Raw genomic sequence first — 12,592 nt, forward strand, 5'->3', positions numbered from 1 at the left:
CGCGGCGCTGTTTGAATGTCTAGGAAGAAAGGTACTGCGATCGCTCGATCAGCGGGTTATGGCTTCACCGGCATCGGCGCCGGGGTCGCCCAGCCAAGCGATGGACAACGCACCGATGAGCAGCACGGCCGACACCGCCAGCAGCGGCGCAGTAAAGCCATGCGAGAACTGCTTGATGGCACCGATCATCGACGGGCCGACAAAGCCGCCAAGATTGCCCACGGAAACGATCAGCGCCAGGCCGCCCGCGGCCGCGCGGCCCGTGAGGAAGCTGGAGGGAATCGCCCAGTACGTAGCCTGGAACGCCAGGATGCCGCTTACCGTCAAGCACAGCGCCGTCAGCTTGAGTGCCGGTACATCAACGGCGGTGCTGGCCGCCAACGCGACCGCTGCAACCACCAGCGCACCGGCCACATAGGGGATGCGGTTCTGCGCGCGGTTCGCCACGCGGGCCCACCACAGCATGCCCCCCGCCCCGATCGCGTACGGAATGGCCGTCAGCCAGCCGACCACCGCGTGCTCGACACCAAACTGCTTGATGATCTGCGGCATCCAGAGCCCCACGCCGATGGAGCCGACGATGCCGCAGAAGTTGATGAACGCCAGCACGAAGACACGCCAGTTGGTCATTGCATCGCGCAGGGTCGTGCCATGTTTGCTGGCGATGTCGCGTTGCTCCATGGCGAGGCGGCGCGCGAGCACGACCTTTTCATCGTCGCTGAGCCAGGTGGCCTTTTCCGGCCGGTCTGCCAGAACGAACAGGCACGCGATACCAAGCAGCACCGCCGGCAGCCCTTCGATCAGCAACAGCCATTGCCAGCTGCGCAGCCCATGCAGGCCACCGAGCTCCAGCAACGCACCCGATATCGGCGAGCCGATCATGTTCGCCACCGGAATCCCCACCAGGAATGCCGCCGTCACCTTGGCGCGCCATTTGCCTGGAAACCAGTGCGTGAAGTACAGGTAGATGCCAGGCGTGAAGCCCGCTTCGGCAAGACCCAGCAGAAAGCGCGCTGCCGCAAAGCTTTTGGGCCCGACCACAAATGCCGTGGCCATCGAGAACAGGCCCCACGTGATCATGATCCGCGCGATCCAGATGCGCGCGCCCACCTTCTGCATGATGAGGTTGCTGGGGATCTCGAACAGGAAATAGCCGATGAAGAACAGCCCCGCCCCGAACCCGAACTGCTCGGCCGTCAGGCCAATGTCCTTGTTCATGGTGAGCGCGGCAAACCCTACGTTGGTGCGATCGAGATAGCTGATCACATAGCAGGCAAAGATGAACGGCAGGATGCGGCGGAATGCCTTGGCCAGCGTGCGTTCGCTCGCGTGGTAGTCGGCATCGGGCAGCGTGGCGGCGGCGCGCACATCCGCGCCGTGCGGTGGCGTGGTGGCACTCAAGGTCTGGGACATTTGCATGGTCTCCTCCATCGCGCTTCTATGAGCGCTAGGGGTCGCGTATCGATGAGCTAGGGCGTGGGCTTTGTCTGTTTTGCCCGATGCGGCAGCGGGCCGGCGATGTCCATCTCGGTTTTGAGCACCGTGCCGGACACCGATTCGGTCATGAAAAGCGTCTTCATTTCGGGGCCGCCGAAGCACAAGTTCGTGAGCGATGCACCTTCGGGGCTGGTCACAATCACCTCGGGCTCGGCACGGTGGTTGAGCACCCATGCGCGGCCGAGTCCGGGGTTGGCCACGAACAGCCGCCCCGCCGTATCGATCGTCAAACCATCGGGGCCGCTCGGGCCGTGCGATGTGAAGAACTGTCCGACCTTGCTGACCGAGCCATCCGCCTGCAACGGCACACGCCATACGCAGTTGCCGCGCGTCATGGCGACGTACAGCACCTTCTCGTCGGGCGACAGCACAAGCCCGTTCGGGCTGGGGCAATTGCCGAGCAGCATGTCGAGCTTGCCCTCCACCGACAGGCGATAGACGCGCCCGGTCGGGTCATGCAGCCCGGTCTGCCCCTGATCAGTGAAGTACAGGTTGCCGCGCGAATCGAACGTCAGATCATTCACGCCCTTGAAGCGCTCCGAGTTGCGGCGCTCCAGATAGGGCGTGACTTCGCCGCGCTGGATGTCGAGCAGCATCAGCCCGTTGCGATAGTCGGTGATGAGCAGGTGCGCATCGTCGACGAACTTCATGCCGTTGGGCTCGCCGTCGTACTCGGTCACCAACTCCCACTCACCTGCGGGCGAAATACGGAAGACGCGGCCATGCGGGATGTCGGTCACGTACAGATAGCCTTGGCCGCCCGGGCTCCACACCGGCCCTTCGAGAAAGGAATCGGTAGCTTGCCCGCCGCGATTGGCGCGCGCCCATTCCGTCTGCACATCGGGCTTGCGGAACCTGGCTGGCATGCGTGTGAAGACTTCAGCTTCACGCACCGCCGGTGGCGAGAGCTGGAACATGGACATCACGCCGCCGTGCGCGAGCGTTCCTCGATCACCGCGAGCACATTGGCCGCCGCGCCCTTGCCCATGTTCACGTAGGCCGCATCGCTCACGCCGCCGATATGCGGCGACAGGATGATGTTCGCAACGCCCTGGAACGGGTGTGGCGTGGTCATCGGCTCCACGTCGAAGCTATCGAGCCCGGCCGCACGGAGCCGGCCACTGGCCAGCGCTTCCACCAGCGCCGGTTCGTCGATCAAGCCGCCACGCGCCGTGTTGACCAGAATCGCACCGGGCTTGAAGCAGTCGAACGCGTCGCGGTTCAGCATCTTGCGGTTCTCCGGGGTCAACGGGCAGTGCAGCGAGACCACGTCGGACTGCACGTACAACTCACCAAGGCTCGTCAGCTTCACGCCGGCCGGCGCCTCCTTGGCGTACGGATCGAAGGCGAGAACATTCATACCGAACGCCAGCCCGATGGCAGCCGCCCGGCGGCCGATCGCTCCCAGGCCGACCAGGCCGAGCGTGCGGCCGTCCAGTTCGATCGACTTGTGCGTCGCCTTGTCCCAGTGTCCGGCGCGCATGCGCGCGTCGAGCTGCGGGACGGACTTTGCACACGCCAGGATCAGCGCCCACGCATGCTCGGCCACGGCGGCGGCGTTGGCACCCGCCGCGGCACGCACCGCAATGCCACGCGCCGCAGCGGCGTCCTGATCGATGACATCGATGCCGCTGCCGTGCTTGGAAATCACCTGCAGGTTGCCGGCCGCGTCCATGATGCGGGCGTTGACCTTGCCATAGCGCACGATGATTGCCACCGGCTTGTACCGCGCGCACAAGGCAACGATGTCGTCTTCGGTGGGCTGCTTGCCGGCAAACACGACTTCGAAATCGCCCAGCATGTCCAACGCCTGGGGTGCCAGATCAGCCGCCGTGACGAGCAAGACCGGCTTGGTTGCCGTCGTGCTCATTACAGTGCCTCGCCTTCAGCCAGCATGCCCGCAGCGCGCAGTTCTTTCTCAAGCCAACCCGGGCGCGTGTCGCCCTTCTGGATGGCAGCAATGCGGGCAGCTTCCGCCTCGACCTTCTTTTGCGCGAGCACGAGAATGCGCTCGACCTCCGCACGCGGGATGACGACCACACCATCCGCATCGCCCACCACCAGGTCACCCGGATGCACCGTCGCCCCGGCGGCTGAGACCGGCAGGTTCACGCGGCCGGCCACGCTCTTGGTCGGCCCGCATGGGTTCAGGCCCGCAGAAAAAATCGGGAACGTGCCGTTGGCCAGTTCGTGCGAATCACGCACCGCGCCATCGATGACGAACCCGGCAATACCCGTGGCGTGCGCCTGCGTGGCCATGATCTCGCCGATCAGCGCGCAGCTCTGGTCACCCTTGCCGTCCACCACGATCACATCGCCGGGCTTGGCGACGGCCATGGCGGCGTGGATGGCAAGGTTGTCGCCCGGGCGAACTTCAACCGTCACGGCGGGGCCGACCACTTTCATCGTCGGCGCGAGCGGTTTGACGCGGCCGTTGAGGGTGCCGCGGCGCCCGGCAACGTCGGCCAGGATGGCTGCCTGAAAGCGGGCAGCAGCGTCGACCAGCGCGGGCGAAACGCGCTCGATATCGCGAACGATGGCGGAAGGGGTGTGCGAAGGGGTACTCATGAAAAACCTACCTCAGACTGTGATGTTTTACTCTGTACAACAATGGTGTACTCAGTGAAATCACTATAGCCAGGGCGAGCGGAGCGATCCAGTAGCGTTTACCCTTCCGCCAGATACAACAGCGTTGTACATAGTACAATCCTGCCGTACATGCGTTCGGGGAGTTGGGAATGGGGAATGACGGCGTTGCCGCAGTAGAAAAGGCGCTGGCCTTGCTGGATTGCTTCAAGCCAGGGGCGGAAGCCCTGTCACTCGCGGCCCTGGCGCAGGCGTCGGGCATGCACAAGACCACGGTGTATCGGCTGATGAACTCGCTGGAGCGCATGAGCTATGTCATTCGCTCCGAGTCTGGTGCGTACTCGCTCGGGCCGCGCCTGCTGTATCTCGGCAAGCTCTATGAGCAGTCGTTCCACTTGTCTTCCGTGGTGGAACCGGTGCTGCACGCGCTGGCGGCAGCCACGCGAGAGAGCGCATCGTACTACGTCATCGATCACGGCCGGCGGCTATGCCTGTTCCGCGCTGAACCGTCGGAAGGCCTGCGCGAGACACGCCTGCCCGGCACGTCTCTTCCGCTGGACGATACGGCCATCAGCCACGTGCTGCGCTACTGGGGGCTGGGTGAAGCGTTGTATGACGAAGCACCGGCGTTGCCGCTGTTCACCTCCGGCGCGCGCGACCAACACACGGCGGCATTTGCCACGCCCGTCTTCGGCTCCGGCGACAAGTTCATGGCCGCGCTGACGCTATCGGGCGCAGCCTCTCGGCTCGAAGCTGCGCGCACCACTGGCGATTTCGTCACGAAGCAATTGCAGGCCGCGTCCGACCTGTCGCGCAAGCTTGGTGCAAGTGCGGCATTGTGCGAACGCGTCTACGGTGTTTGACGTGAAGGCGCTGCCTGAAGCTAAGCTCGCCCCTCCGGGCTAAGGGCGCCCCGCAGATTCAACCGAGGTTTGCTCTGCCGTCGCCGCTTCGGCGGGGCGCTTCGCATGGCCGATGCGCTGCGCATGATAGATGCCGGTGTGGCCTGAAAAGAGATAGCTCACCACGCACGCGATGCCGGCAAACGTGCCGACTTCGGGGCCAAAAAGCTCCATCGCCATGAGGGTCGACGCGATGGGCGTATTGGCGGCGCCCGCAAACACCGCAACGAACCCAAGGCCGGCCAGCAGCGGGAACGGCAGCGGCAGCACGTAACCGAGCGCATTGCCCAACGTGGCGCCGATGTAGAACAGCGGCGTGACTTCACCGCCCTTGAAACCCGAGGCCAGCGTCACGATGGTGAAAGCCGCCTTGCCGGCAAAGTCGTAGGCCGGCAGCGGGTTGTGGAAAGCATCCACGATGACGGGAATGCCGAGGCCCAGGTACTTGTCGGTACCCAGCGCCATGGCCGCAGCCACGACCACGCTGCCGCCCAGCACGGGGCGCAGCGGGCCAAACGCAATGTGATGCTTCAACAGTCGGCTGAGCCGGTGCGTGAGCGCCGCAAACGTCATCCCTGCCACACCGAAGACGATGCCCGCCACGACCACCAGGCCGATCGCGACCGGCGTGAGATGCGGCACAAAAGGAATCGCGTACGGCGTGTGGTGCACGCCCAGCAGCGGCGGAACCAGGTCACCCACAATGGCCGCGATAAAGCACGGCAGGATGGCGTCATAACGCAGACGCCCGATCGCGAGCACCTCCAGCCCGAAGACGGCACCGGCGAGCGGCGTGCCGAACACCGATGCGAAACCGGCGCTGATGCCCGCCATCAGCAGAATGCGCCGGTCCGCCGGGGCCAGCGAAAACAACCGCGTCAGATAATCCGCAAAGCTGCCACCCATCTGGACAGCCGTGCCCTCGCGCCCCGCTGAACCACCAAAGATGTGGGTAACAACGGTGCCCAGCAGGATGAGCGGCGCCATGCGCTTGGGCACGACACGCTTGGGGTCGTGGATCTCGTCGATCAGCAGGTTGTTGCCGCCTTCCACCGAGCGCCCCATGTAGTGGTAGAGCAAGCCGACGGCAAGCCCCGCCACGGGCAGAAACCACAGCAGCCAGGGGTGGGCGGTGCGCGTGTTGGTCGCCCAATCCAGCGCCAGCAGCAACACCGCAGAGCCGAGTCCAGCGAGCATGCCGACGAGCGATCCCAGCGAGAGCCAGCGCAGCAGATACCCGAACATGAGCAGCGGCTCGGAGCGTGTAAGCATTGTCTTCATGATGACCAGATTCGAAGAACTCAAACCTGAGCGACAGAACGTCGTTTGGGCGTGTGCCTACAACTTCCTTCGTTCAGGAACTTGTAGGCATCATCAGCCGGTTTCGTGATCCGCAGACCGGCGGTTAAGGGAGGCATGCCATCTCCACAAGGTTGGGCATTGTGCCTGAAGGCGGCCCAGGGGCACAAGCCGGCCTGGGCCTCGCTTGGCGCGCTGCCCGCCGCCTCACGGCTTGGCGAGCATCTCCTCGATCGCGTGCTCGAACACACTCAGACCTTGCGCGCCGACGATCAGCCGACCCTGCACCATGCCATCCACCACCCTGCCGACCACAAACGACGGGGTGCCGGAAATGCCCACGGAATGCGCGTACTGGTTATCCGCGTTGATCTCTGGAAGATACTTGTTGTCCGCCATGCACTTCTGATACTGGCCGGCGTCGAGCCCCAGGTCTTGGGCGTATGACGCCAGTGCAGCGGTGTCGATCCGGCTCTGGTTCTTGAACACTAGATCCTTCATTTCCCAATACTTGTTCTGATCACCCGCGCAGCGCACCGACTGCGCCGCGTTGATCGCGAAAGGATGGAAGTCGAGCGGGACGTCTCGCAAGACGTAGCGCATCTTGCCCGTATCGATGTACTTCTTCTTGAGCTCGGGAAACGTGGTGGCTTCAAAGCGCGCGCAGTACGGGCACTGGAAATCGGTAAAGGCGACCAACGTGATCGGCGCATTCGCCTTACCCAACACATGCGTTGCCGGCGCCTTGACGGACAGCGTGCGTGCCGGCGCGGCAGTGCCCGGGGCTGCGGGCGCGGCCTGGCGGGCCAACAGTTGGTGGATCTCTCGCAACTCCTTGAGGATGGCCTCGCCTTGTTGCTGGGTCATGGGCGCATCGGCATAGGCCGCGCACGAGAGCAGCGCGCTGGCGACGCAAACGGAGATGGCTGACCAGAACTTCATGTCTTTCCTTGCATGCAGGTAGATGGAGGACTCGCGGGTCAGTGGCAGAACCCGGCCGTGCACACGCCGGACTGGCAGTCGCTTGAAACCAGGCAGGTCTGGCCGGCGGCGCACTTTTGACAGGATCCGCCTCCACCGCAATCCACGTCCGTTTCAACACCGTTCTTGACGCCATCGAAACACGTCGGTCCCTGGCAGGTGCCCGACGTGCACACGCCCGACCCACAATCGCCCGGCGCGGCGCAATGTTGGCCCACCGCACATGTTGTGCAGGTTCCGCCCCCGCAATCCACGTCGGTTTCCTGACCATCGCGCACGCCATCGGTGCAGGTGGGCGCCTGGCATGTGCCGCCCAGGCAGACATCCCCGCCTGTACAGTCGGCAGTCGTCGTGCAAGCTGCGGCAACGCAGCCGCCGGAACTGCAGGCGAAGTTGGCGGGGCAGACCACGCCGCAACCTCCGCAGTTGTTCGAATCCGTTGCGGTATCGACGCATGCACCGCTGCAAGCGCTATACCCCGACGCGCACGAACAGGACACGGAGACGTTCGTCACGTTGCCGCTGACGGTTCCTGATCCATTCACCACCGGGCAGCTCAGATTGGCGGGCGGGCTCGATACGGTCACGACGTAGGGATTGCCGTAGGCCACCGCCGATGGAAACGTGAAGGCGCCGTTGACGCTGCGCGAGAGGCTGTCCCCGCCATTGTTCTTGAGCACGACCGTGCCGCTGCTCAAACCCGAGAGCGTTCCGCCCACGGTATAGGCGTTGGTCGTGCAGGTGACCGCAACGGTGCTGATGTCGCCCGCACCCATGGTGCCGGCGCCGTTGGCAATGCTGCAGCTCTGCCCAGCCGGATTGGTCTGCACCGTGACTGAGAATCCACCGCCTTCTGCCACCGGCGTAGCAAAAGCGAAAGCGCCGTTGGCGGAACGGCTCAGGCTATCCGTGCCGTTGTTCTGCAGGACAACGGTGCCGTTCAACCCTGAAACCGAACCGCCAACCTTGAATGCATTCGTTGCACAGACCACCGACACGTTGCCGACATTGGCGGCCGAAACCGTACCGGCGCCATTGGTCACCGTGCACGTCTGCGTGGCCGGCTGCGTCGATACGGTGACGTGATACGCCGCGCCGTTGGATACGCTGGTCACAAAGGTGAACGTGCCGTTGGCGCCGATGGCGAGATCATCGCCCGCATTGTTCTGGAGCACCAAGGTTCCGGATAGGCCCGTCACCAAACCACCAATGGAGTAGCCCTGCGCCGCCGGTACTGCAGGCCCCGTAGACCCGACAGAGGCCGCACCGGTCGTGCTGCCTCCATCCCCTCCGCCGCAACCGGACAGACCCAGGACAACACAGCAAGCCAGGAGCCTGCTTGACAACTTTTTCGACACGCTCATTTGGAGCCTAGCGGGTGACCGCATTCAGAACGATGCCCGCGACGACATGCACGGCGCGCGGCAAGGCCACATCCCGCCTGCGGCTGTCCGCCGTTGGGGATGAACCACAAGGAAGCCATTGAAGTGGGGGCCCGGAATGGCTCGACACACTGCGCCAATTCGCCGCCGGAAGCAGCGTCTGGAGACACCTCACGCGTCAGCACTTGCGGCCGACGGCCGTTGTGCCGCAGCGCGTCGAACTCGGTCTGGCGCATGCGTGAAGCACGCCCAGTGAGGGCTGCCCGGCCATCGGCCCTTACCTTCGGGTGATGCCCTTATTACGCCGGGCAATCGGATTGGCGTAGGTGAGAGGAGCGATCAGCCGGCCCGTCAACGCCCGCCTTCCCCCGTCTTCAATCGACTTCTTCTTATAGGCATGTGTAATTTTGTGGCATAAGCTACACATTCGACCCCACAGCTGCAAGGGATATGTGGAGGGGAGATCGCACCGAGCGAGGATGGCCACGCCGGCGCGGATCGACAAAAGACTCTTCGTTGTTCAATGGCATTCACCAGTGTGACGATTCCGAGGCGGATTGTTCACTGTGGATTCGTCCGGCATGCTCGGTGAAGAGCCGCAGCTCAATCGAGACACCCCGACCTTGCCCCAGGAGCCCCGCATGACCGCCAGCCTGATCTTCGACGATCGCCCGACCGATGCCGATACGCTGCTCGCTCGGGGTTCCGCCCTTGCGGGTGGCCTGCGCCGCATGGGCGTGCAGGAGGGCGACGTGATCGGCGTGCTGCTGCGCAATGCGCCCGCCTACATCGACGTGATGCACGCCTGCCGCATCGCCGGGTGCTACTTCTGCCCCATCAACTGGCACTTCACGCCGGCCGAGGTGGAGTTTCTCGTGCGCGATTCCGGCGCCAAGGTGTTGATCGGCCATCGCGACCTCGTGGATGCGGTGGAACCGCTGCTGCCGGCCCACGTGCAACTGCTTCGCGTGGATGCCGAAGGCACCGACCGCGCTGACGGCTATGCCAACTGGCTCGCGCTGCAGACGCCGTACGACGGGCCACTGGTTTCTCCGCGGGGGCACATGGCCTATACGTCGGGCACCACCGGCCGGCCCAAGGGTGTCGTGCGCCAGGCCGTGCCGCTCGATCAGCTCGACGCGCATCTGCAGAAGGCACGGGCCGTGGTGGCCGCCACGTTCGGTATCGTGCCGGGCTGCCGTGCGCTGGTGCCCGCGCCGCTCTATCACAGCGCGCCGAGCCTCTTCGCTCAGCAAGCCGCGCAGATGGCGGAGCTGCTGGTGGTGAACGCGCGCTTTGATCCGCTGCGCGTGCTGGAGCAGATCGAGCGCTACCGCATCGACACCGTCTACCTCGTGCCCATCATGTATGTGCGCCTGCTCAAGTTGACGGACGAAGAACGCAGCCGATACGACCTGTCCTCACTGCGCTTCGTGGCCTCCACCGGCGCCCCATGCGCGCCCGAGATCAAGCGCAAGATGATCGACTGGCTCGGCCCCGTCATCTACGAAACGTATGCATCGAGCGAGACCGGCATGATCACCGTGATGGACCCGCGCGACGCCGCCGCCCGCCCCGGCAGCGCTGGCCGCCCGGTGTGCGACGCGCGCGTGCGCATCCTGCGCGAAGACGGCACGCCCTGCCCCACCGGCGAGATCGGCCTGATCTACAGCCACCAGCCCGCCTACCCCGATTTCACCTACCGCGGCAACGACGAAGCACGCGGCAAGATCGAGCGCGATGGCCTCGTTACGCTCGGCGACATGGGCTACCTCGACGCGGACGGCTATCTGTATGTGTGCGACCGCGCATCGGACATGGTCATCTCGGGCGGCGTGAACATCTACCCGGCCGAGATCGAACATGCGCTGCTGCGACACCCCGATGTGGTCGACTGCGCTGTCTTTGGCGTGCCCGACGACGAGTACGGCGAGCGCCTTGTCGCGGTGGTCCAGACCGAACGCCAAGACCTGCTGGCCGAGCCCGTGATCGAGTGGCTGCGCGGCCAGATTGCCGGCTTCAAGATCCCGCGCCAGATCGAGTTCACCACAGCGCTGCCGCGCGACGACAACGGCAAGATCGCCAAGCGCCGCCTGCGCGATGCCTGGTGGGGCGACCGGCAGCGGCGCGTATGACGGCGCACGAACCGCTGCCCGAACCGATCACGCGACAGCAGCCTCCTGGGCCGTGCCGGACTTGGCGAACAGCGTGCGCTCCGTGAACTTGATGTTCTGCGGATCGTAGTACGGGTCGGCCCATGCGCTGGTCGTCTTCAGCACCAGCGGCTTGTCGGCTGTGGCCTTGGATTCCCCTGCGCGGAACCGGTAATGGTCGAACAGGCGGATGGCCTCGATCGCATAGGCCGTGACGATGGCGGGGTCATAGATGGCGATCAGGCTGTCGCCGTTCTGTTCCTCGCCGCCTTTCGACAGGTTGGACGAGCCGCAGAACACGACCGGCTCGTCGCCATTGAAATCGCACACGACAAACTTGTGGTGGATGTGCTGGCCGGTGCCGGCATCCACCTCCTGCTTGAACGGCGCAGGCGCTTCGTCCTTCAAATACGCGAACGACACGGTTTGCGAAGGCACATCGCGGCCGGGGGCGAAGGCATCCACACCGCCCTGTTTGTCGATCACGCCCAGCGAGAGCAGCCCAGCCTTGTGCGGCACCACCTGTTCGAGCGTGGTCAGCATCTCGCCGCCGCCGTCGGTAGCCATCACCGCAAACAGCACGGAGGACAGCGCGCCCTTCACGCGGTCAGCCGCCTCCGTCAGCAACGCGTCGGTCTGATGCGGCGAGAAGCCGAAGCGCGCACGCGGCGTGCTGCCTTGCGGCACGGCCTTCCAGTTGGCAGCCAGCGCATCGGCACGGAAGGCAGCCGCCACCTTGCGGCTGCCGGCGGCGTCTTCACCATGCTGGCCGATCAACCCCCACAGATGCTCGAACACCTGCGCGTAGAGTTGCGCGGCGTCTTGCCCGAACACCAGCACGCTGTTGGCCTGCACGTACAACCCGCGCAGCGAGAAATTGGCCGAGCCCGCAAGCACGCGCACCGGCTTGCCGCCAGCATCGCGCAGCAGGATCGCCTTGTGGTGCTGGAAGCGTGCAAGGTGCGTGCGGCGGACCTCCGCGCCAGCCTGCGTGAAGTATTCAGCGGCCTGCGTCTCAAACGCGTTGTCGGTGCCGTGGCCCGCCGGGTTGGCGCCGGTGCTGACGTAGTTGTCCTGAATCACGCGGACCTTGCGGCCGTTTTGCGCAAGCCACGCAATGGCACGGATGATGTCCGGCTCGTCCAGGTCATAGGCCAGCACGTCGATGCCGTAGCCGTCGGATGCCTTGCACTGGTTCAGTAGATCGATGATGAGGCGGCGGCCCGTGGCGCCCAGGTAGGCGTACTTGTTCTGATACGGCTGCGTGTCGTACAGCAGCGGCGATTTTGTCTGCGCGCGCCTCTCTGGCGCCAGCGCCGTGTTGCCGCCGTAGTGATCGATGAACGCCTGCGACGACACATAGCCACGCACCATGCCCACGGTGGCCCAATCGCTCATTGGCTGCTGCAGCGTTACAGCCACCGTGCGCGTGGCGCGCGTCTCCAGTTGCACGGGGTTCGTCGACGCAAAGTAACGCGCGTGCACGGTGTAGCTGAGCTGCGCAGCCGCATGCGGCGGAAAGTGGACCCAGTGGAAGGACTGAAACGGCGCGTCGATGGAATCGGCATACTTGCCGGCCTTCAGCGGCGCATCTGCATGGATGGGCGTGTCGAACGTCAAGCGGTTGGGCACCCAATATGGCGCCCCGCCCTGCGGTGTGCACTGGATGGCAAAACCGGCCAGATCGGCGCGGTCTGCATCGGCCACATCAAAGGCGAACAGCACCGCGCTGTCGCCCTGATACACCTTCACCTGAAATGAATCGACGGATGTCGCCATGGAAGCCTCCTGG

At 64.7% G+C, this 12,592-nt stretch carries 10 protein-coding genes and 1 riboswitch; of the genes, 2 read left to right on the top strand and 8 right to left on the bottom strand.

Annotation, left to right across the window (positions count from 1 at the left end):
- Positions 1 to 48 precede the first annotated feature (48 nt).
- Genes M1D44_RS23735 through M1D44_RS23750 form a run of 4 tightly spaced genes read right to left on the bottom strand, consistent with a single transcriptional unit; the run spans position 49 to position 4,065 of the window.
- A complete protein-coding gene (locus tag M1D44_RS23735; protein ID WP_428984640.1) occupies positions 49 to 1,419 on the bottom strand; it encodes an MFS transporter in 1,371 nt (456 codons plus the stop codon).
- Between the two features lie 50 nt (positions 1,420 to 1,469).
- Positions 1,470 to 2,414 carry an SMP-30/gluconolactonase/LRE family protein gene (locus M1D44_RS23740; protein ID WP_024978324.1) on the bottom strand — a complete coding sequence of 315 codons (945 nt, stop codon included), beginning with the start codon at positions 2,412 to 2,414 and terminating at the stop codon, positions 1,470 to 1,472.
- A gap of 5 nt (positions 2,415 to 2,419) precedes the next feature.
- Positions 2,420 to 3,367, bottom strand: coding sequence for a hydroxyacid dehydrogenase (locus tag M1D44_RS23745; protein ID WP_024978323.1), 948 nt, complete (start codon positions 3,365 to 3,367; stop codon positions 2,420 to 2,422).
- Complete coding sequence (locus M1D44_RS23750) at positions 3,367 to 4,065, bottom strand: RraA family protein (protein WP_024978322.1); 699 nt, start codon at positions 4,063 to 4,065, stop codon at positions 3,367 to 3,369. The genes M1D44_RS23745 and M1D44_RS23750 overlap by 1 nt, the downstream gene beginning before the upstream one ends.
- A 170-nt stretch (positions 4,066 to 4,235) precedes the next feature.
- Between M1D44_RS23750 and M1D44_RS23755 the strand changes: the two genes are divergently transcribed.
- The gene (locus M1D44_RS23755) at positions 4,236 to 4,946 is read left to right on the top strand and encodes an IclR family transcriptional regulator (RefSeq protein WP_316852577.1); all 711 of its coding nucleotides are present in this window, start codon (positions 4,236 to 4,238) and stop codon (positions 4,944 to 4,946) included.
- Positions 4,947 to 4,985: 39 nt separating this feature from the next.
- On the opposite strand, the gene M1D44_RS23760 is transcribed toward M1D44_RS23755, so the two are convergent.
- The 3 genes from M1D44_RS23760 to M1D44_RS23770 form a co-directional block, all read right to left on the bottom strand.
- Positions 4,986 to 6,266, bottom strand: a complete 1,281-nt coding sequence (locus M1D44_RS23760; RefSeq protein ID WP_316852578.1) for a voltage-gated chloride channel family protein — start codon at positions 6,264 to 6,266, stop codon at positions 4,986 to 4,988.
- 77 nt (positions 6,267 to 6,343) lie between these two features.
- A riboswitch (Fluoride riboswitch) is annotated at positions 6,344 to 6,421 on the bottom strand.
- 70 nt (positions 6,422 to 6,491) lie between these two features.
- Positions 6,492 to 7,226: a DsbA family protein gene (locus tag M1D44_RS23765; protein WP_112188528.1), complete on the bottom strand. Its 735-nt coding sequence runs from the start codon at positions 7,224 to 7,226 to the stop codon at positions 6,492 to 6,494.
- 38 nt (positions 7,227 to 7,264) lie between these two features.
- Complete coding sequence (locus M1D44_RS23770; protein ID WP_316852579.1) at positions 7,265 to 8,440, bottom strand: hypothetical protein; 1,176 nt, start codon at positions 8,438 to 8,440, stop codon at positions 7,265 to 7,267.
- Positions 8,441 to 9,288: 848 nt separating this feature from the next.
- Here M1D44_RS23770 and M1D44_RS23775 point away from each other — a divergent pair.
- Positions 9,289 to 10,782, top strand: coding sequence for an acyl-CoA synthetase (locus tag M1D44_RS23775; protein WP_316852580.1), 1,494 nt, complete (start codon positions 9,289 to 9,291; stop codon positions 10,780 to 10,782).
- Between the two features lie 27 nt (positions 10,783 to 10,809).
- Here M1D44_RS23775 and M1D44_RS23780 read toward each other — a convergent pair whose 3' ends face one another.
- The gene (locus tag M1D44_RS23780) at positions 10,810 to 12,579 is read right to left on the bottom strand and encodes a phospholipase D-like domain-containing protein (RefSeq protein ID WP_316852581.1); all 1,770 of its coding nucleotides are present in this window, start codon (positions 12,577 to 12,579) and stop codon (positions 10,810 to 10,812) included.
- Positions 12,580 to 12,592 lie beyond the last annotated feature (13 nt).

The organism is Ralstonia sp. SA306 (assembly GCF_054792405.1).